The following is a 20,056-nucleotide window of genomic DNA, read 5'->3' as shown; positions in this document are numbered from 1 at the left end:
CGAAATAGACCGCGTTTGCAACTATACCGCGCATGCAACTATTGTCCTTGCCTGTAAAGCGCATGCGCAACTAGTTGAAAGGTCTGTTTCCCTCATGCCTCTCGCGCTCCTCGCCCTCGCGATCGGGGCCTTCGGGATCGGAACGACGGAGTTCGTGATCATGGGTTTGCTGCCCGAGGTCGCAGGTGACTTCGGCGTCTCCATTCCCACCGCCGGCCATCTGGTGACCGGCTACGCCCTGGGTGTCATGTTCGGTGCCCCGCTGATGACCGTGCTCGGCACCAAGGTCTCCCGCAAGCGGATGCTGATGCTGCTGATGGGCCTGTTCATCGCCGGGAACCTGCTCTCGGCTCTGGCCCCCGTCTTCGGCGCCATGCTGCTCGGGCGGGTGATCGCCTCGCTGGCCCACGGTGCCTTCTTCGGTATCGGCTCCGTGGTCGCGGCCGACCTGGTCGCCCCCGACAAGAAGGCCGGAGCCATCGCCATGATGTTCACCGGACTGACCGTCGCCAATGTCGTCGGTGTTCCCCTGGGCACTCTCGTCGGCCAGTCCGCCGGCTGGCGCGTCACGTTCGGGATCGTCGCCGCGCTCGGTGCCGTCGGTCTGGTCGGCATAGCCAAGCTCGTTCCCGACCTTCCCCGGCCAGAGGGCGTACGGCTGCGTGACGAACTGGCCGCGTTCAAGAACGTACAGGTCCTGCTGGCCATGGCGATGACCGTCCTGGGCTTCGGCGGTGTCTTCGCGGCCATCACCTACATCGCGCCGATGATGACGCACGTCGCCGGCTTCGCCGACGGATCCGTCACCTGGCTGCTGGTCCTCTTCGGCCTCGGCATGGTCGGGGGCAACCTCATCGGCGGCAAGTACGCGGATCGCGCTCTGATGCCCATGTTGTACGTGTCCCTGGGCGCTCTCGCCGTCGTCCTGGCACTCTTCACACTGACCGCGCACCACAAGATCCTGGCGGCCGTCACGATCGTCCTGATCGGCGGTCTGGGATTCGCCACCGTCCCGCCCCTGCAGAAACGGGTTCTCGACCAGGCTCACGGCGCCCCCACCCTGGCCTCGGCCATGAACATCGGCGCCTTCAACCTCGGCAACGCCCTGGCCGCATGGCTCGGCGGTCTCGTGATCGCGGCAGGGCTCGGTTACACCGCTCCCAACTGGGTCGGCGCCGTCCTTGCGGCGGGTGCCCTGGTGCTGGCCTTCGTGTCCGCCGCCCTCGGCCACCGGGACAAGGCCTCCAGCGCCCGGGTCGCAGGCTCGGCGCCCACCACACAGCGGACCTCGGTCCCCCATTGATCTGAACGCCGGTGAGAGCGAGCCCGGGGCCGTCCTCACCCCGTCTTCGGCCGCCACCGGCCGACTTCTTCATCACGACCACCGACGTCACCGCTATCACCCGGCATCGCCCGTACACCAAGGAGTACTTGCTCATGAGCACCACCACCGCTGTCGCCCCGCTCACCACCGCCGACGCCGAAGCCCTGGTCACGGCCGCACACCAGGCTGCCGAGGCCGCCGGGGTCACGGTCAGCGTGACCGTCCTGGACGCAGGAGGGCATCTGCTCGCTTTCCGGCGGGACGACCGCGCCGTGCTGATCTCCGGTGAGACCAGCACCCGCAAGGCGTACACCGCACTTCAGCTGGACGCGCCCACCGCGGACCTCGTCGAGACCGTGCGACCGGGAGGGCTCTTCCATACCCTGCCCACCGCGCTGGACCGACCGCTGCTGTTCATCGCCGGTGGTGTGCCCGTCCGGCGCGGTGGCCGTCTGATCGGTGCGGTCGGCGTCGGCGGTGGTGCACCGGAGCAGGACCACTCCTTCGCCACGGCTGCCGTGGACGCCCTCGCCTGACGGACGGTCCCCACAAAGCACGCCGGTTCCCGAAACCTCCGGGAACCGGCGTCGTCGTGTCCGGAGCCTCAGCCGGCCGCGACCGTCACGGGGGCGAACCTTCGGGTCCAGTCCCCGGGCATCTCCGTGATCCCGTACGTCATGACCGCGTTGAAGGCGATGGACGCCAGACCACGGCCCTTCGCCCAGGCCAGCAGCTCTCCATGCCGTACATCGATGTCCGTCCGCAGCGGTCGGTCGGTGTGAGCGGCGAGGGAAGCGAGGAGTGTCATGGCTGTAGGGGTGTCGCGGGCGATCAGCGGGCCCACGACATGGGTGTCCATGTTGGGCCACGCAGCCGCGTAACCGATGATCCGGCCGTCCTCCTCGGCCACGCGCACCTGGTCGGCGAATGAGGGCAGTCGGGTGACGATGTGCGTACGGTCCGCCCCGAACACCTCCTCGTCGAGCCGGAGGAGGGCGGGCAGGTCCGCGGCGGTGGCGGTGCGGGTGAAGGCCCCTGGAACCTCTGCCCCGCTCGGGACGAAGTGCCCGCGGAGCATCTCCGCCCGGCCGACGACCTGGAAGCCGAGCTCCTCGTAGAGGGGGAGGCCGTTCGGTGTCGCGTGCAGTGTCAGGGGCGTGGCGCTCATCGCCGCCATGACGTGGCGCATCAGGCGGCGTCCGATGCCCTGGCGGGCATGCCGTTCGGCGACCAGAACCATACCGATGGCTCCGAGCGCGGGACGCTCCTGAGGGCCGTACTCGGTGACGACACAGGCGGCGCCCAGACCGCCCTCGGGATCGTCGATCCCATAGCCCTTCCCCGCGGAGAGAAGGAGCCCCCACTTGTGTTCTTCACGCGGCCACCCGCGATCCTCGGACAGGTCGGCGCAGGCCGAGAGATCGCGGGGGGTGAGGCGACGGATGGGCAGAGAAGCAAGGAAGAGGGTCGGCACGCAGGTCAGGCTGTCCGACGGAGGCTGCTGGTGTCCACCTGTTTCCGAGATCTCCGGGAAGCCCACGAGCCGGTGTCCTTCGCGTGATGCCCTCGTCATCCCAGGTCGGGAGCGTGCATGGCGCGTACGCCCTCGATGTTGCCGTCCAGGTAGTGCCGTAGTGACAACGGGACGAGATGGACGGAGGCGATGCCCACGCGGGTGAACGGCACGCGGACGATCTGGTACTCGCCGGTGGGCTCGTCGACCTCCGGGCCGTGTCGCAACGACGGATCCATGGACTCCAGACGGCACACGAAGAAATGCTGCACCTTCACACCGGTGGCGCCACCGTCCTCGCCGATGTGCTCCACCGTGTCGACGAAGCAGGGCACCACGTCGGTGATCTTGGCGCCGAGTTCCTCGTACACCTCTCGGTGCAGAGCGTCGACGACGGTCGGGTCCTCCGGCTCGACTCCTCCACCGGGGGTGACCCAGTAGGGATCCACGCCGGGCTTGGTTCGCTTGATCAGGATCAAGTGGTCACCGTCCAGCAGGACGGCACGGGCGGTGCGCTTGACCACGGGGCGGACGGTCATGGAGGAAATGTGGCCCAGCTTGTTCCACGTGAAACATCGCGACACGCCACCGGCCGGTTTTCCCGGATGAGCCGCGCGGCCGAAGGATCAGCACCAGTCGGCGGCTGTCTGCTGCAACCACTCATGAGCGCGCGCGACATGCGGCATCGCCAGCGTGCCGTTTCGGACCACCAGGAAGTACGTGCGCAGCGGTGGCACGGCGGGCTCGTGCAACGCGATCACCTCTCCGCGTTCGAGTGCGGCCGTGCACAGGTACCGGGGCAGTACGGCCAGCCCGGCACCCGCGGCGACGCAGGCCAGCACCGCGCGTAGATCCGGAACGATGACGGTACCCGGGGTACCAGGGCGGGAATCGAAGACAGAGGCCCAGTAGCGGGAGACGAGGGGCAGTGACTCGTGCACCTCGATCACCGGGATCTGTCCCAGCGCGGATCCCCCGGTGTGGTGGAGCCTGTCGGAGTCGGCTTGCCGAGCCCAGCGGGGCGCGGCGACCAGGACGTGCTCCTCGTCGCAGAGCGCGGTCGCCGAGAGTAGCGTGCCACGCGGCCGGACCGTGCTGATGGCCAGATCATGTCGCCCCGCGGCCAGCCCTTCCAACGTCTCCTCGGCGGTCCCGAAGGAGGTGCGTAAGGCGAAGCTGTGGCCGTTCTCGCGAGCCAGCGCGGTGAGCGCGGGCACCGCCCGCTCAGCAGTGAATTCGAGAGGCCCTGCCAGGTGCAGTGTCCGCGAGGAGGAGTCCTCCTCGAGTCCGGTCTCGGTGATCTCCACCAGAGCGTCGAGATGCGGCGCTGCCTTGTGGGCGAGTTCGTCCCCGATGGTCGTCGGTGTCACACCGCGGGCCTGCCGCAGGAACAGGGGCCGACCCAGCTGTCGTTCCAGGGTCCGTATCTGTGAGGTCACGGCCGGCTGGGAGAGGCCGAGCAGGGCGGCGGCCCGGGTGAAGGAGCCGGCTCGGTGCACGGTCACGAAGGTCCGCAACAAGGCCAGGTCCACAGCACGCCCTCCTCTTCGTCAGCCCCGTTGCCACCTTGGCTCAACTATAAATATGTCGATAGGTCGCTGTCGCTACGGTGATTGGACACTGACACTGAGTCAACTAGCCTTGGTCGCGCGGTTCTTCGCGCGCAGAACCGAGGGCGGTCCGAGCCACGAGGGGGGAGGCTCGGACCGCCCGTCGTCCCCAGCAGGACGCCTGTCACCTGCCCGGACGGCTCGGTCAGGCGGCTGCTTCGTCCAGTGCGTGCAGCACGTCCGCCACCAGGTCGGCCGGATCCTCGGCTCCGACGGAGAAACGGACGAAGCCCTCCGGAACCGCGTCCCCGCCCCAGCGACCGCGTCGCTCGGCCGTGGACCGCACGCCGCCGAAGCTGGTCGCGGCGTCCACGAGCCGCAGCGCCTCGAGGAAACGGTCCGCACGCGCGCGTGTGGGCAGCGCGAAGGACACCACGCACCCGAAGCGCCGCATCTGCTGCGAGGCGATCCGGTGCGAGGGGTCGTCCGGCAGCCCCGGATAGCGCAGCCCCGTCACCTCGGGCCGTTCCCGCAGGGCCCGGGCGAGCGTCAGGGCGGTGGCGTTCTGCCGGTCGACCCGCAACTGGAGTGTGGCGATCGAGCGGTGCGCGAGCCATGCCTCCATGGGGCCGGGGATGGCGCCGACGATCTTGCGCCAGCGGCGCACGGCGGCCATCGCCTCGGCGTCGCGGCCGACGACGTACCCCAGGAGGATGTCCCCGTGGCCGGTGAGCTGTTTGGTTCCGCTGGCCACGGAGAAGTCGGCACCGAGCTCCAGCGGACGCTGGCCGAGCGGTGTCGCGAGGGTGTTGTCGACGGCGACCAGCGCGCCGTGCGCGCGTGCTGCTTCCGCGAGTCGCCGCACGTCGCACACGTCGAGCCCAGGGTTCGACGGCGTCTCGATCCACAGCAGCCGCGCGCCGTCGAGGACATCGAGCTGGGCGTCGCCGCCGGTCGGTGCGGTACGCACCTCGACGCCGTACGCCTCCAGCTGGGTGCGCACCAGGGGCAGTACCTGATAGCCGTCGTCCGGCAGGACGACCGTGTCCCCGGTGCGCAGCTGCGAGAAGAGCACCGAGGAGATCGCGGCCATGCCCGAGGCGAACACCAGGGTCTCGGTGCCGTCCTGCCCCGGTGCCTCCAGATCCCCGATGGCCTGCTCCAGCAGCGTCCAGGTGGGGTTCTCGTCCCGGCCGTAGGTGTAGGGGCCGGAGGGGTCGCCGGGCAGGTGGAAATGGGCGGCGAAGACGGGGCCGGGCAGGGTCGGTTCGTGCTTGACCGGCTCGGGCAGTCCGGCCCGCACCGCGCGTGTGCCCTCACCGGGGAAGGGCCTCTTCGGGCCCGTCCCGTGGCCGCCGTCCGTCGTGGAATCGCTCATGCCGCTCGTCCTTCCGTCTGCTCGCGTACCGCGGTGAGCAGCCCGGTACTCGCTGCCTCCACCATCTCAAGACATGCGACGAAGCCGTCCGCACCTCCGTAGTACGGGTCCGGTACGTCGAGATCGTCGCCCGCCCCGGGGTCGTACGAGCGCAGCAGGCGAACCTTGTCCGCGTCCTGTGGGGTGGGTGCCAGGCGGCGCAGTGCTTCGAGGTGGCCCGTGTCGAGCGCGACGACGAGATCGAGACGGGCGAACCACGACGGGGCGAACCGCCGGGCCGTGTGGCCCGCGGCGTAGCCGTTCTCCTCCAGGACGGCCACCGCGCGGGGATCGGCGCCGTCGCCCTCGTGCCAGCCGTGGGTGCCGGCGCTGTCCACCTCGACCGTGCCGTCGAGGCCGGCCTCCACGACACGCGCGCGGAAGACGGACTCGGCCATCGGGGAACGGCAGATATTGCCGGTGCAGACGAAACAGACGCGGTACGTCATGGTGCTCAGTCCCCGTCGGGCAGAACGACGTTGAGGGCCCAGGAGACGACCGAGATGATCAGACCGCCCAGTACGGCCGTCCAGAAGCCCTCCACATGGAAGCTCAGGTCGAACTGGCCGGCCAGCCAGGAGGTGAGCAGCAGCATCAGCGCGTTCACCACCAGTGTGAACAACCCGAGCGTCAGGATGAGCAACGGGAGGCTCAGGAGCTGCACGATCGGCTTGACCAGGAAGTTCACCACGCCGAAGATCAACGCGACGAGTATGAGGGTGCCGATCTCCTTGCCCGTGCTGTCACCTGTGAGGGTGATCTTGTCGATCAGCCACACCGCCACCGCGAGGGCGGCGGCGTTGGCGATCGTCTTGACTACGAAATTCTTCATGTGTCTGATCGTGGCAGACAGGACCGGACATGAGCAGTGAGGCAGGGGCGGACAGGATATGAAGGCATTCCGGCTGGACGAACTGGAGGCCGAACGCGCCGCCAACGAGGGCGCGTACCTTCAGTTCCTGCGGGAGCGGAACATGTCGGTCGGTCTGTACGCCCTGGACGCGGGCGGGCAGGATCCGCAGCAGCCGCACAACCAGGACGAGGTGTACTTCGTCGTCAGCGGCAGGGCGGCGATCACTGTCGGCATGGAGACCACGCAGGTGGCACGCGGCAGCGTGGTGTACGTGCCGGCGGGGGTCGCGCACAAGTTCCACCACATCAGTGAGGACCTGCGGGTCCTGGTGGTGTTCTCTCCCCCCGAGAGCTGAGCCGCGGTCTCGGGGTTCCCTAGGGGATCGGTCAGGGGAGGACAAGGGATCCGAGGCCCCCGGTGGGGCTCCCGGCGACCTAGCATCGAGTGCAGGACATCATTCACGCGACCCGGCACAAGGCGGGCGGAGAGGTAAGGACGAAGGCGATGCGAGAGATCTTCACGGGACTGCCGTGGTGGGTGAAGTGGATCGCGGTGCCGGTCATCGCCCTGGTCGTGTTCGGGGGGTTGATAGCGAGCGTGGTCGGCTTCGTGATCGCCCTGCTCTTCAAGGTGCTGGTCTTCGCTGCACTGGTCGGCGGAGTCATCTACGTCGTACGGAAGTTCACGTCGAGTTCGTCGTCGCGCGGCGACTGGTGAGCCCCACGGGGAGCCGGTGAAGCGGTAACGGGCGACACCGGTTCCCTCGGGCGGGGGAAGTTTCCCGGACGGACCGTCCGCGTGCGGTGACAGACGGTTAGAGTCCGGAACGCCATGCGGGGACAATCCCCGCGAGCGGCGTACACCCCCACCCGTGTTCCCCCGCACGGGCTGCCCCCTCGCTTCGGGAGTGACCCTTGGCCACGGCCGACACCGTCACCGCACATCTGCCTGCTGTTCCCTGCCAGCCCCGTGCGCGGGCGGTCTCCGAACCGGCGCCCACCGCCACCCTCATCGGCTCCGTGCAGCGCGCGATGCGTCTGCTGGAATCCGTCGCCGGGCATGAGTACGGAGCCCCGGCCAAACAGTTGGCCCGCGAGACCGGACTGGCCCTTCCCACGACGTACCACCTGCTGCGCACCCTTGTGCACGAGGGCTATCTGCGCCGTGACAAAGGGCTGTTCTTCCTCGGCGACGCAGCCGAGAGGCTGAGCAGCAGCGGGGCCCCGCAGAAACGTCGCAGCACGGTCGTCGACGCGCTCGCGCGGTGGCGTGACGCGATCAGGGCTCCCGTGTACTACGCGGTGTACCGCGAGGGCGAGATCGACCTCGTGTGCGTCTCCGACACTCCCGGCAATCCCGCGGTCCAGGAATGGGCGGACTTCCGGGCGACCGGCCACGCGCACGCCATCGGGCAGTGCCTGCTGTCCCAGCTCGACGAGGCCGCCCGCCGCGACCACCTCGACCGCTTCCCCGTGCAACCCGTCACGCCGTACACCGTGCGCGACGCACACGGTCTTCTCCGGCGCCTGGAGCGGACCCGGCGCATGGAACCGGTGATCGAGCGCCAGGAATACGCCCTGGGCACGGTGTGCGCGGCCGTCCCGATCACGGCCGGCACCACGGCTGCGACGATCGCCGTCTCCCTGCCCGCGCATCAGGCCCACCGGTTGCTCCCCGCCGCGCAACAACTGCAGACGGAAGCGGGCCGTCTGCTCGGGCCGTTGGGGCTCTCTATCACCATCTGAAAACTCACTCCTTGTGATTCACCGTGTACGTTGAGCAAGATTCCCCCAGTGTCAGGGGTCCATTCCCGGCTGGTCCGCGGCTAATGACGGGGTAGGCGATGCGCGAGTCCGTACAGGCAGAGGTCATGATGAGCTTTCTCGTGTCGGAGGAGTTGTCCTTCCGCATCCCGGTGGAGCTTCGCTATGACACCTGTGATCCCTACGCCGTGCGGCTGACCTTCCATCTTCCCGGGGACGCGCCTGTGACCTGGGCGTTCGGCAGAGAGCTGCTGATCGACGGCGTCGGTAGACCATGCGGCGAGGGTGACGTGCGGGTGTCACCGGTCGAGCCCGGCGTCCTGGGCGAGGTGCTGATCCGGCTTCAGGTCGGTGGCGACCACGCGCTGTTCCGTTCGTCGACGGCGCCGCTCGTGGCCTTTCTCGACCGCACCGACAAGCTGGTGCCGCTGGGCCAGGAGGGAGCGCTCGCCGATTTCGACGCCCATCTCGACGACGCACTGGACCGCATCCTGGCGGAGCAGGGCGCCGGGTAAAGGGTTCCGCCACTCGGACAGCCGGTGGCGGAACCGTTCATCGTGTTCCGTCACATCGGTGCAGGAACGCTTTTGCGCCGATGGACGAGCCACTCCGGTGGGCCGGTCGTTCGGAGGCGGGCCGCAGCCGGTCATGTGTCGGCAGCAGGCTCTCCGGCGCCGCGCCGTAACGGGGTCACCGCTTCCGGCGCCTGCCCCTCCCGCCCCGCGCCGGAACCGCCCGGACGCTCTCCCCGGGTGTCTGCGCCGCCGTACGGTCGGCCGAGACCACCAGGGCGGCCAGAGCCGTGGTGACCGGCACCGCGGCCACCAGACCGATCGAGCCGACCAGCGTACGCACGATCTCCTCCGCGACCAGCTCGCTGTTGGCGACCGTCCCCACACTGCTCTGCGCGATGGAGAACAGCAGCAGCAACGGCAACGCGGCGCCCGCGTAGGCGAGAACGAGAGTGTTGACCACGGACGCGATGTGATCGCGGCCGATACGGATGCCCGCGCGGTACAGTCCCCGCCAGCCCATCGACGGGTTGGCCTCGTGCAGTTCCCAGACGGCCGATGTCTGGGTGACCGTCACATCGTCGAGCACACCGAGCGACCCGATGATGACGCCGGCCAGCAACAGACCGCTCATGTCGATCTCGGGGTACAGGCCGTGGATCAGTCCGGTGTTGTCGTCGGTGTTGCCGGTCAGCACGGCCCAGTCGATGAAGACCGAGCCCAGAACGCCGATCAGCAGCAGCGAGACCAGAGTGCCCAGCACCGCCACGGATGTGCGCGCCGACAGTCCGTGACAGAGATACAGGGCCTGCAGCATGATGGCGCTCGCCCCCACCACCGCCACGACCAGCGGGTTCGATCCCTGCAGAATGGCGGGCAGGATGAAGAAGTTCAGCACCAGGAAGCTGACCGTCAGCGCGATCAGTGCCATCACACCGCGCAGCCGCCCGACGGCCACGACGGCGACCGCGAAGATGCCGGCGAGCAGGGCCAAGGGGAGACGCCGGTTCACGTCGGCGACCGAGTACTGCAGGTCCTTCGGAGCAGAAGGTTCGTAGGCGACCACGACCTCCTGACCCTCGCTCAGCTGACGGGACTGGTCCGGCTGCACGATCTCGGTGAACGTGCGGCCCTGGTCCTTGCCGCTGTCGACCCGGATCGTCGCCCTCTTGCACGTGCCGTTCGCCTGCTGCTGCGCGGAGGAGCCCTCGGCCGTCGAGGTGTCGCCGGTCGGGACGCCTCCGGAAGCGTTGACGGAGGAACAGCTCACCTCGACCACCTTGGTGACCGTGGCCTCCTGCGTCTGCCGGTCGAAACCGACGCCGGTGCGCTCATGTCCCGGTGCGCCGCCCGGCCACAGCACGACGAGGCCGACCAGCACCGCCGCGGTGAACGGGATGAGGACCGCCGCGATGACCTTGCGCAGGTGCTTCGAGACGGGGGCCGCGGGGCCGTGACTGTGACTGTGCCCGTGCGAGTGGCCGTGTCCGCCGCCGGAGTCCGGATCGTGCCCGTGTCCGTCGTCGACCGGAGGGGGGCCACCGTGGCCGCCGCTGTGGCCGTCCCCGCCCGGGCCACGGTCGTGGTGGCCGCCGCCCGGCTCCGGGCCCCGGCCGTGACCTTGAACCCGCGCTTGTCCCGCCCCCTGCCCCCGCGGCCCCTGCTCCTGGCTCGGGTGGCCGGCTCCGGGCCCGCGCCCGAACCAGTCTCCGGAACCGGAGCCGTCTCCCTGGCTGTCCTCACGGCCCGTGCTGTTGCCGGCCGTGGGCCCTCTGCCACGGCCGCCGCCGTTTCGGGCGCCGGAGCCGGGGGGTGGTTCGGGCGGTGGGTACGGGGGATGTTGCGTCGAGGTCACCGCCCGATCATCGCAAGAACAACGAGGGCCCTCTGTTCACCGCGCCACAATTGACGCTAGCGTGGGGGCACCTTTTGTACACGCGGGAGCTCGGAGCACCGGGCTGAGAGGACGCTGACCTCCGTCCCAGCGACGTTTCACATGAAACATCACTGCTGTCCGAGTGGTGTTCCCCACGGAACGCCGACCGACGGAAACCGCTGCGTCGACCGCTGAACCTGTTACCGGGTAATGCCGGCGTAGGGAGTAGGTCTCATGACCAACAAGGACGCACGCACGCCTGCCTCCACGCAGAACCCGACGGAGACGTCGGAGCAGGAGGAGGCCGGGAAGTCCATCGGATGGCACAAGGCGTACATCGAGGGCACGCGCCCCGGTCTGCGGGTGCCGGTCCGTCAGGTGCACCTCACCAACGGCCAGTCGGTCACGCTGTACGACACCTCGGGCCCGTACACCGACCCCCTGGTCGATACCGATGTACGCAGGGGGCTGGCGCCGCTGCGGGGGAACTGGATCACCGCGCGCGGCGACACCGAGGAGTACGCGGGCCGTCCCGTCCGTCCCGAGGACGACGGGATCAAGCACACCTCGCCGCGCGGCGGCCTGCGCAACCTCGACGCGGTGTTCCCGGGTCGGCCCCGTCAGCCGCGCCGCGGCCGCGCGGGCGGGGCGGTCACGCAGCTGGCGTACGCACGTCGCGGCGAGATCACACCCGAGATGGAGTACGTGGCCATCCGAGAGAACGTGTCGCCGCAGGTCGTGCGTGAGGAGATCGCGGCGGGCCGCGCGGTGCTGCCCGCCAACGTCAACCATCCGGAGACCGAGCCGATGATCATCGGCAAGCGGTTCCTGGTGAAGGTCAACGCCAACATCGGGAACTCCGCGGTGACCTCCTCCATCGAGGAGGAGGTGGAGAAGATGACCTGGGCGACCCGCTGGGGCGCCGACACGGTCATGGACCTGTCCACCGGCCGCAATATCCACACCACCCGGGAGTGGGTGCTGCGCAATTCCCCCGTCCCCATCGGCACCGTGCCGCTCTACCAGGCGCTGGAGAAGGTCGACGGCAGGGCCGAGGAGCTGACCTGGGAGATCTACAAGGACACGGTCGTCGAGCAGGCCGAGCAGGGCGTGGACTACATGACGGTTCATGCCGGCGTACGGCTGGCGTACGTGCCGCTGACCGCCAACCGCAAGACGGGCATCGTCTCGCGCGGTGGCTCGATCATGGCGGCGTGGTGTCTGGCGCACCACAAGGAGTCGTTCCTGTACGAGAACTTCGAGGAACTCTGCGAGATCCTCGCGACCTACGACGTCACGTACTCGCTCGGCGACGGACTCCGGCCGGGGTCGATCGCGGACGCCAACGACCAGGCCCAGTTCGCCGAGTTGCGCACACTCGGGGAACTCAACCGGATCGCGAAGCGTTTGAATGTGCAGACCATGATCGAGGGGCCGGGACACGTCCCGATGCACAAGATCAAGGAGAACATCGACCTTCAGCAGGAGATCTGCGATGAAGCCCCGTTCTATACGCTCGGCCCGCTGACGACGGACGTCGCGCCCGCGTACGACCACATCACCTCCGGTATCGGTGCCGCAATGATCGCCTGGTGGGGTACCGCCATGCTCTGTTACGTCACACCCAAGGAGCATCTCGGCCTGCCCAACCGTGATGACGTCAAGACCGGCGTCATCACCTACAAGATCGCCGCCCATGCCGCCGACCTGGCCAAGGGACATCCGAGCGCGCAGGAGTGGGACGACGCGCTGTCCGACGCGCGCTTCGAGTTCCGTTGGGAGGACCAGTTCAACCTCGCCCTCGACCCGGACACGGCACGGGAGTTCCACGACGAGACCCTTCCGGCAGAGCCCGCCAAGACCGCGCACTTCTGCTCGATGTGCGGGCCGAAGTTCTGTTCCATGAAGATCAGCCAGAGCATCACGGAGCGGTTCGGCGGTGCCTCGCCGGAGGGCGCCTCGGCCGAGGAGATCGCCGAGGGGATGCTGCAGAAGTCGAAGGAGTTCGCGGAGGCGGGCAACCGCGTGTACCTGCCGCTGACTGACTGACTGACTGACTGACTGAACTGACTGAACTGACTGAACTGACTGAACTGACTGAATCGAACTGGGTGAACGGGAGAGGGGCGGGTCGTTCGGGCCCGCCCCTCTCGCCGCTCACGGGGACGGATCGGCAGACTGTATGCCATGACAGCGCAATCAATGAGCAAGGGGTCCAACCTTCCCGTCGATGCCCCGGTGGTGCGCGTCGAGCTTGCTTGGACCGCCGGGGCCGGTGTGCCCGACATCGACGCTTCGGCTCTCCTGCTCGCGGCGGCCGGACGGGTGCGGGACGACGGCGATTTCGTCTTCTACAACCAGCCGCGGCACGCCTCCAACGCTGTGACACATCGGGGGAAGCGGAGCACCGCCGGTGCCACGACCGACACGGTCGAGGTCGACCTGCGCCTGCTGGAACCGGCCGTCGAGCGGATCGCGCTGTGCGCGTCGTCCGACGGCGGGACCTTCGGCCAGGTCCCGGGGCTGGTGCTCAGGCTGCTCGACGCCGGGGCGGAGACCGAAATCGCCCGGTTCGACATGGTGGCCGACACGGAGACCGCGTTCATCGGCGGCGAGCTGTACCGGCGCCAGGGGAAGTGGAAGTTCCGCGCGGTGGGCCAGGGGTACGCCTCCGGGCTCGCGGGGCTGGCCACTGACTTCGGTATCACCGTGGACGACGCTCCTCCGGCGGCCCCCGCCGCCGTGCCTCCGGTCGTCGCGTCCCCCGTCACGCCTGTCGTCTCCGCTCCGATGCCTCCTGCTCCGGTGCCTCCGGTCCCGGCCGTTCCCCCGGCCGCTCCGCGCCTCACCAAGGGAGAGGAGCGGCTGCCCGTGGACATGCGCAAGCGGCTGTCGCTGCGCAAGGAGCAGGTGGCCGTCAGCCTGCGCAAGCACGGGGCCGCCGAGGTCACCGCGCGCGTCATCCTCGTACTGGACGCCTCCGGATCCATGGCACCCCAGTACTCCAAGGGAGTCGTGGCGGACGTCGTCGAACGCATGGCCGCGGTCGCCGCGCAGTTGGACGACGACGGCGAGATGCAGGCCTGGACGTTCGCCTCGCATCCGGCACGGCTGCCGGACCTGCGGCTGGGCGAACTGCCCGACTGGCTCCGGCTGCACGTGCGGGTGGGGGAGATGAGCCTCTTCCGGCGCGGGCGGAAGAAGGGGCTGGACCCGAGCCAGGTCGACATGCGGGAGGTCGGCATCCAGAACGAGGAACAGAAGGTCATCGCCGAGGTCCGCTCGTTCGTCGGGAGCAATCCCGCGGCGGCCCCGACGCTCGTGCTGTTCTTCTCCGACGGCGGGGTCTACCGGAACACCGAGATCGAGCGTGAGCTCCGCGAAGCGGTGGAGGAACCCGTCTTCTGGCAGTTTGTGGGGCTCGGACGGTCGAACTACGGCGTGTTGGAACGATTCGACACGTTGCCCGGACGCCGCGTCGACAACGTCGGGTTCTTCGCCGTCGACGACATCAGCACCGTGCCGGACCCGGAGTTGTACGACCGTCTGCTGTCCGAGTTCCCGCTGTGGATCACAGCTGCGAGCCGGGCGGGCATTCTATGACCAGGGGCACGATCTGACCTGAGCATGACCTGACCTGGGCATGGACTGACCCAGACATGACGTGACCCGTGCACCCGGCACACGCCCCCCGTCGCGGAGCCTCTCGAGAGGGCTCCGCCGGTGAGGGAGCGCCGGCCGACGACTACGGAATCGGGCCGGTACTTCGGCCGTTCGCCTACTCAGGCTGGTGTTCCGGCCCCCCGAAGTCCGGGCTGCTGTAGTCCGGACTCGAGTAGCTCGGCCGCGGGCCACGGCTCGGGCCTTCCCCGGGGCTGGTGAATCCCGGCCGGTGGTAGCCGAGGTTCGGGATACGGCCGGTCGGTTCGGACGGTGCCGCGTAGCGCAGTGCGGCTGCCGTGCCGGGATCGGTGAGAGCGTCTCGCAGGAACGGCATGATCCCCCGCTCCAGCAGTGCCTCGTGCCAGGCATCCCTGGCCAGGGCCAACTCCTTGTCGACTTCCACGTACGGCCCGCTCCGGGCCGAGGGCTTGTTGCGCAGCGCGGTGAGGAGCAGGCCCACGGCGGCGACCAGGATGGCGACCGCGGTCACGGCGCCGAACGTCCAGCCCGTGGTGAGCATGGTCCGGGTGAAGGCCGCGCTGAGGTCGAGCATGCGCAGGATGTAGCCGACGAGCAGGAAGAGCACGGCCGCCGTTCCGGCCAGGACGGGTGCCAGAACGGCGATGACGGCGACCGCACCCGCGCCGGCGGTCTCGGTGACCTCCCCCACGGCGGCGGCGAGCCCCGCTGTGCCGGGTTCCGGCTCGGAGGAGCCCGACTCGCGCACGGCCGGGGCGGCCGACGCCGGTGGCCGGCGCAGTTCCTCGCGGACCTTGATGTAGTGCTGGTACTCGGTCGCCGCGGCCGCCGTGATGATCGCGGTGGCATTGAGCGCCATGGTGCGCAGTTGTTCGGAGTTGAGCCGCTGACCGACGGCGGTCAGTTCCGGGCGGTGTGGTGCGGAGCGCAGCACCTCATCGAGGATCCGCTCGTATTCCTGGCGGTCCTCGGTCAACAGGTGCTGCGGAACGCTGTTCATGTGCATCCCCCGATGCTCCGTAGGGCTTGTGGCTCGGCATGCTGACGAGCCGCTGGGCAGAAACGGAGGGGAGCCTGCTACGGATAAGCCGATGGTAGAGCGCTGACGGTGCGCCGTGACAGGGGGTTTACCGAAATTGGCCGTTGTCCGGTGCGGTCCCGGGCCGGTGGCGCCTGGCCCGGGACCCGCTCACTTGGCGAGTGGCAGCTTCTGGACCAGCAGTTTTCCGGCCATCGTCACGCCGCCGTCCATCGCGATGGCCAGTCCCTCGGCGTAGACGTGCGGACCCTCGACGACGGGACCGCTGTCGTCCCCGCCGTCCTCGGAGCCGACTTCGCCCAGCAGGTACGGAATGGGGCTGTGGCCGTGAACGACCCGGGTGCCACCGTACGTATTCAGCAGGGAGCGCACCGCTTCGGCGCCGCCCTCGTCGCGGAAGGAGAACCGTTTGGTGAACTTGCGGAACAGGTCCCAGACCTCGTCGGCGTCGTTGCGGGTGATCGTCTCGCGGACGGTGTCGTTGACCTCTTCGATGGAGTGGCCGTAGTCGAGGTAGGCGGTGGTGTCGGAATGCAGCAGGAGGTGGTCGTCGACGGCCTCGACGGCGTCCAGGCGGGCCATCCACTGCAGGTGGTGGTCCTGGAGCCGGTCCATGTCGGTTTTCTGCCCGCCGTTGAGGAGCCAGGCCGCCTGGAAGGTGGCGGTGCCCGCGCCGGATTTGACGGGGGTGTCGCCGAACCGCTTGGCGCCGAGCAGCAGCAGTTCGTGATTGCCCATCAGGGCCTTGCAGTAGCCGCCGGCCGCGGCGGCCTCGGCGGACAGCCGCATCACGAGGTCGATGACGCCGATGCCGTCCGGTCCCCGGTCGGTGAAGTCGCCGAGGAACCACAGCCGTGCGGGGCCGGCGCACCACTGGCCCGCGGAGTCGATGAGACCCTGCTCCTGGAGGGCGGCGACCAATTCGTCGAGGTACCCGTGGACGTCACCGACCACGTACAGCGGGCCGGGCCCGGTGGGGGGCGGCGGGGCGGAGACGGACGCGGGGTCGACGATCACCTGCACAGTGTCACCCCGATTGATGACCGGAAGGTCCCGACGCGTGGGTGTGTATCCATCCGGGAGGCTCTCCGGGGGCGGCGGGGCCGCCGCATCGCCGGGGTGCATGCTGTGGGCGTACGGACCGGTCTCGTGGATGTACGCGGGCACCCGGAAGTCGCGCACCGTCGGTGTGCGCTCCGCCCCGGGTCCCTGACCGGCCCCCTGAGTCATCGACCCCTCCACCATCAAGCCGCAACTGCACCGCGTCGGACTGCCTGGTCGCAGCGGCCCGCGGTGTCGTGGGCCCATCATAGGAACGCGGATCGTGCCATGTGATGACCCAGGGGTGGTGAATCGGAGCAAGACTCCAGCTCGCCGCGGTTTTCGCCCCATTTGGTCAGGGCTTCGCCCGCAGCGCGGCCACCCGGCCGCGTCGGCTCCTCCCGGGATCGCGCACGTCCGTCTCAGGGCAGCCGGCCCACTTCCGTAAGCAGCGGCTCCCGGAGGGGGAGCCGTCCCTTCCCCCTCCGGGAGCCGGGCCCGGTCGCTCTTTCCGGGGGCCTGTGGTTTTTCTGCCGGTCAGGCCGGCGACCGCGGCGGGCTGACCGTCGTGCGTGGTGGTCGGCGCTGCGACGAGGTGCGCACGATCAGCTCGGTGGGTATCACCTGCGCCACCGTGTGTTCCGGGTCGACCCCTTCGATGGCGTCGATGAGCAGCTGGACCACAGCCGTGCCGATGCGTCGTGGTTTGAGCGAGAGTGTGGTGACGGGCGGCTCGGTGTTGGCGTAGACGGTGGACTCGCTGCAGCAGACGAGCAGCAGGTCCTCCGGGACGCGCAGACCGTAGCGGCGCGCGGCGGCGAGCAGATCGGTGCCGTTGGGGTCGAACAGGCCGTAGACGGCGTCGGGACGGTCGGGGCGGGCGAGCAGCCGGTCGGCGGCGACGGCGCCGGCGCACGGATCGTGTGCCGGGTAGGACTCGTACACCGGGTCCTGGCCGACGCGCTCGCACCAGTGCAGATACGCGGTGGTCGACAGGTGGGTGTAGGTGTCGGTCGTGGTCCCGGTCAGCAGGCCGATGCGGCGGGCGCCCGCGGCGGCCAGGTGGTCGAGGATGCCGAGGACCGCGGCCTCGTGGTCGTTGTCCACCCAGGCCGTGACCGGGAGCGAACCGGCCGGACGGCCGTCGGAGACGACCGGTAAACCCTGCCGGACCAGTTCACTGACGACCGGATCCTGGTCCGAGGGATCGATGACGACCGTGCCGTCCAGGGCGACGTTGGACCACACGTCGTGTCGGGAGGTCGCGGGAAGGATCACGAGGGCGTAGCCGCGGGCGAGCGCGGCGGAGGTGGCGGCGCGCGCCATCTCGGCGAAGTACGCGAACTCGGTGAAGGTGAAAGGTTCTTCCCCGTACGTCGTCACGGTCAGGCCGATGAGTCCCGACTTGCCGGTACGGAGCGTACGGGCGGCGGCCGAGGGCCGGTAGCCCAGTCTGTCGGCGACCTCGCGGACGTGGCGCCGGGTGGCGTCCGGGAGCCTGCCCTTGCCGTTGAGGGCATCGGAGACGGTCGTGATGGAGACTCCGGCGGCGGCGGCCACGTCCCTGATGCCCGCTCGACCCGGTTTGCTGCCTCGGCGTGAGGTTTCCGCGCGGCTCACCTGGTGCTTCCCTGCTGCTGTCATGGCGAGCCGATAGTAGGGCTCATGCGGTGAGGTAGGGCGGACGCATATGCATGCGTTGACAGGCACGTTTCTGCATGATCATTAAAGGGTAAGTTCCTTGGAAAACAAGGATGTTGAATGTTCCAATGCCAAGACCTGGCGTGTCGGCCCATGCGGGCCTGCCGAGGGGGTGAGGTTGCGAAGAGGTCTCAACTCACCTGCACGGGGGACGCGCGCCACGGCGCGAGCCACCGGCGCGTAGATATATGTGCGGCGCGCCCCCGGCTCGGACGCCCTTTGTGCGCCTTCACGCAGCGATGCCCCTGTTGCTGAGGGGACGGATGGCGCGGAGGCGGCTTCCGTTGCCGCTGCGCGTGCCCACGCGGCAGCGCCCCTCCGCAGCGGCTTCTCTACTCTGCCGCGTCGAATCCTCATAAGGTGAGCAGTATTGGATGTCGGCGGCGGTCATGGGCCGCCGGTCTTCGGAGGAGGACTGCGGTGAGCGAGACCAGCCCCAAGCTGCGCGCCGAGCTGGAGGGTATTCCTACCTACAAACCGGGCAAACCGGCGGCGACCGATGGTCCGGTGGCCTACAAGTTGTCCTCCAACGAGAACCCTTATCCACCGCTGCCGGGGGTGATGGAGGCCATCGCCTCCGCGGCGTCCTCCTTCAACCGCTACCCCGACATGGCCTGCACGGCCCTGATGGCGGAGCTGGCCGAGCGCTTCGCCGTCCCGGTCTCCCACCTGGCCACCGGCACCGGCTCGGTCGGCATCGCCCAGCAGCTGCTGCAGGCCACCTCGGGCCCCGGCGACGAGGTGATCTATGGCTGGCGCTCGTTCGAGGCGTACCCGATCATCACCAGGATCAGCGGTGCCACCCCTGTGCAGGTGCCCCTGACCCCGGGCGATGTGCACGATCTCGACGCGATGGCCGAGGCGGTCACCGATCGGACCCGGCTCATCTTCGTCTGCAACCCCAACAACCCGACCGGCACGGTGGTCCGGCGGGCCGAACTGGAGCGCTTCCTCGACCGGGTGCCCCGCGATGTCCTGGTGGTGCTCGACGAGGCCTACCGTGAGTTCATCCGTGACCCCGAGGTGCCGGACGGCGTGGAGATCTACCGGGAGCGGTCCAATGTCTGTGTGCTGCGGACCTTCTCCAAGGCCTACGGGCTGGCCGGGCTGCGCGTGGGTTTCGCGATCGCCCATGAGCCGGTGGCCGCGGCGCTGCGCAAGACGGCGGTGCCGTTCGGTGTGAGCCAGGTCGCGCAGGACGCGGCGATCGCCTCGCTGCGTGCCGAGGACGAGCTCATCGGCCGGGTCGGTTCGCTGGTGTGTGAGCGCAACCGGGTCATGGACGCGCTGCGTGCTCAGGGCTGGAAGGTCCCCGAGAGCCAGGCCAACTTCGTGTGGCTGCGGCTGGGGGAGCGCACGGCGGCGTTCGCGCAGGCGTGCGAGCAGGCGGGCGTGGTGGTCAGGCCGTTCCCTGGGGAGGGGGCGCGAGTGACGGTCGGCGAGACCGAGGCCAACGACATCTTCCTGAAGGTGACGGAGGCCTTCCGCAGGGAGCTGTAGCCGCCCGGGGCCTCGGACCGCCCCAGTCCCGCAACCGGAGCAGCCGGCCGACGGTTCAGCCGTCGGTCGGCTGTTGACGTTCCTCCCTCTGGCAGCGTGTCGCTTTCATGTCGTCCTTGTCACCCCTGCCGCCCCTGTCGTCCCTGTCACCCCGAAGCGATCCCCAAGGGGTTGACGTCACAGGGGACCCCCCTTCCGGATGCGAAAAGCAGTAGGTCATAATTGCTTGTGAATGTGAACGCGTTCACAAGCGCGTCCTGTTTCTTCCGGGATGTGGGGGACGAACGGGATCAAGCGGCCGCTGTGACGCAGCGATGTAAGGAGC

The 20,056-nt window shown here is 69.0% G+C and carries 19 protein-coding genes and 1 riboswitch; of the genes, 9 read left to right on the top strand and 10 right to left on the bottom strand.

Features of this window, described 5'->3' with window-relative positions; all coding sequences use genetic code 11:
- The first annotated feature begins 94 nt into the window (after positions 1-94).
- Together AB0I73_RS19730 and AB0I73_RS19725 are read left to right on the top strand one after the other, a co-directional pair.
- On the top strand, positions 95-1,303 hold the full coding sequence (locus tag AB0I73_RS19730; protein ID WP_363039008.1) for an MFS transporter: 1,209 nt from the start codon (positions 95-97) through the stop codon (positions 1,301-1,303).
- Positions 1,304-1,437: 134 nt separating this feature from the next.
- Positions 1,438-1,860, top strand: coding sequence for a heme-binding protein (locus tag AB0I73_RS19725; RefSeq protein WP_363039006.1), 423 nt, complete (start codon positions 1,438-1,440; stop codon positions 1,858-1,860).
- Between the two features lie 68 nt (positions 1,861-1,928).
- Here the strand turns inward: AB0I73_RS19725 and AB0I73_RS19720 are convergent, their stop codons facing one another.
- The 6 genes from AB0I73_RS19720 to AB0I73_RS19695 all read right to left on the bottom strand — a co-directional run bounded on the left by AB0I73_RS19720 (position 1,929) and on the right by AB0I73_RS19695 (position 6,636).
- A complete protein-coding gene (locus tag AB0I73_RS19720; RefSeq protein WP_363039004.1) occupies positions 1,929-2,798 on the bottom strand; it encodes a GNAT family N-acetyltransferase in 870 nt (289 codons plus the stop codon).
- Between the two features lie 95 nt (positions 2,799-2,893).
- Complete coding sequence (locus AB0I73_RS19715) at positions 2,894-3,376, bottom strand: NUDIX hydrolase (RefSeq protein ID WP_109376553.1); 483 nt, start codon at positions 3,374-3,376, stop codon at positions 2,894-2,896.
- 87 nt (positions 3,377-3,463) lie between these two features.
- Positions 3,464-4,369 carry a LysR family transcriptional regulator gene (locus tag AB0I73_RS19710; RefSeq protein ID WP_363039002.1) on the bottom strand — a complete coding sequence of 302 codons (906 nt, stop codon included), beginning with the start codon at positions 4,367-4,369 and terminating at the stop codon, positions 3,464-3,466.
- Positions 4,370-4,592: 223 nt separating this feature from the next.
- The gene (locus AB0I73_RS19705; RefSeq protein WP_363039000.1) at positions 4,593-5,765 is read right to left on the bottom strand and encodes a cystathionine gamma-lyase; all 1,173 of its coding nucleotides are present in this window, start codon (positions 5,763-5,765) and stop codon (positions 4,593-4,595) included.
- Positions 5,762-6,253, bottom strand: a complete 492-nt coding sequence (locus AB0I73_RS19700) for a low molecular weight protein-tyrosine-phosphatase (RefSeq protein ID WP_363038998.1) — start codon at positions 6,251-6,253, stop codon at positions 5,762-5,764. The genes AB0I73_RS19705 and AB0I73_RS19700 overlap by 4 nt, the downstream gene beginning before the upstream one ends.
- Positions 6,254-6,258: 5 nt before the next feature.
- Positions 6,259-6,636, bottom strand: a complete 378-nt coding sequence (locus AB0I73_RS19695) for a phage holin family protein (protein WP_363038996.1) — start codon at positions 6,634-6,636, stop codon at positions 6,259-6,261.
- 58 nt (positions 6,637-6,694) lie between these two features.
- On the opposite strand from AB0I73_RS19695, the gene AB0I73_RS19690 reads away from it, so the two are divergent.
- The 4 genes from AB0I73_RS19690 to AB0I73_RS19675 all read left to right on the top strand — a co-directional run bounded on the left by AB0I73_RS19690 (position 6,695) and on the right by AB0I73_RS19675 (position 8,935).
- Positions 6,695-7,012, top strand: a complete 318-nt coding sequence (locus AB0I73_RS19690) for a cupin domain-containing protein (protein WP_363038994.1) — start codon at positions 6,695-6,697, stop codon at positions 7,010-7,012.
- A gap of 149 nt (positions 7,013-7,161) precedes the next feature.
- On the top strand, positions 7,162-7,374 hold the full coding sequence (locus AB0I73_RS19685; RefSeq protein WP_363038992.1) for a DUF5326 family protein: 213 nt from the start codon (positions 7,162-7,164) through the stop codon (positions 7,372-7,374).
- 302 nt (positions 7,375-7,676) lie between these two features.
- Positions 7,677-8,402 carry an IclR family transcriptional regulator C-terminal domain-containing protein gene (locus AB0I73_RS19680; protein WP_363039041.1) on the top strand — a complete coding sequence of 242 codons (726 nt, stop codon included), beginning with the start codon at positions 7,677-7,679 and terminating at the stop codon, positions 8,400-8,402.
- A 98-nt stretch (positions 8,403-8,500) separates the two neighbouring features.
- Positions 8,501-8,935, top strand: a complete 435-nt coding sequence (locus AB0I73_RS19675) for an SsgA family sporulation/cell division regulator (protein WP_363038990.1) — start codon at positions 8,501-8,503, stop codon at positions 8,933-8,935.
- 175 nt (positions 8,936-9,110) lie between these two features.
- Here the strand turns inward: AB0I73_RS19675 and AB0I73_RS19670 are convergent, their stop codons facing one another.
- Positions 9,111-10,787 (bottom strand): YibE/F family protein, encoded by a 1,677-nt coding sequence (locus AB0I73_RS19670; RefSeq protein WP_363038989.1) that lies wholly within the window; start codon positions 10,785-10,787, stop codon positions 9,111-9,113.
- Between the two features lie 72 nt (positions 10,788-10,859).
- Positions 10,860-11,050: riboswitch (TPP riboswitch) on the top strand.
- Here AB0I73_RS19670 and thiC point away from each other — a divergent pair.
- On the top strand, positions 11,043-12,857 hold the full coding sequence (gene thiC / locus AB0I73_RS19665) for a phosphomethylpyrimidine synthase ThiC (protein ID WP_363038987.1): 1,815 nt from the start codon (positions 11,043-11,045) through the stop codon (positions 12,855-12,857). (Overlaps the previous riboswitch by 8 nt.)
- 138 nt (positions 12,858-12,995) lie before the next feature.
- Entirely contained in the window at positions 12,996-14,411 is a 1,416-nt protein-coding gene (locus AB0I73_RS19660) for a VWA domain-containing protein (RefSeq protein WP_363038985.1), read from the top strand.
- Between the two features lie 175 nt (positions 14,412-14,586).
- On the opposite strand, the gene AB0I73_RS19655 is transcribed toward AB0I73_RS19660, so the two are convergent.
- From AB0I73_RS19655 to AB0I73_RS19645, 3 genes are all read right to left on the bottom strand, one after another.
- Positions 14,587-15,456, bottom strand: a complete 870-nt coding sequence (locus tag AB0I73_RS19655; RefSeq protein ID WP_363038983.1) for a hypothetical protein — start codon at positions 15,454-15,456, stop codon at positions 14,587-14,589.
- A gap of 183 nt (positions 15,457-15,639) precedes the next feature.
- Positions 15,640-16,734: a metallophosphoesterase gene (locus tag AB0I73_RS19650; protein ID WP_363039039.1), complete on the bottom strand. Its 1,095-nt coding sequence runs from the start codon at positions 16,732-16,734 to the stop codon at positions 15,640-15,642.
- A 333-nt stretch (positions 16,735-17,067) separates the two neighbouring features.
- Positions 17,068-18,174: a LacI family DNA-binding transcriptional regulator gene (locus tag AB0I73_RS19645; protein WP_363038981.1), complete on the bottom strand. Its 1,107-nt coding sequence runs from the start codon at positions 18,172-18,174 to the stop codon at positions 17,068-17,070.
- Positions 18,175-18,651: 477 nt separating this feature from the next.
- Between AB0I73_RS19645 and hisC the strand changes: the two genes are divergently transcribed.
- Entirely contained in the window at positions 18,652-19,731 is a 1,080-nt protein-coding gene (gene hisC / locus AB0I73_RS19640; RefSeq protein WP_363038979.1) for a histidinol-phosphate transaminase, read from the top strand.
- The last annotated feature ends 325 nt before the right edge of the window (positions 19,732-20,056 follow it).

Source organism: Streptomyces sp. NPDC050388 (genome assembly GCF_040655635.1).
GTDB lineage: Bacteria > Actinomycetota > Actinomycetes > Streptomycetales > Streptomycetaceae > Streptomyces.
This window is presented reverse-complemented; position numbering and strand designations above follow the sequence as displayed.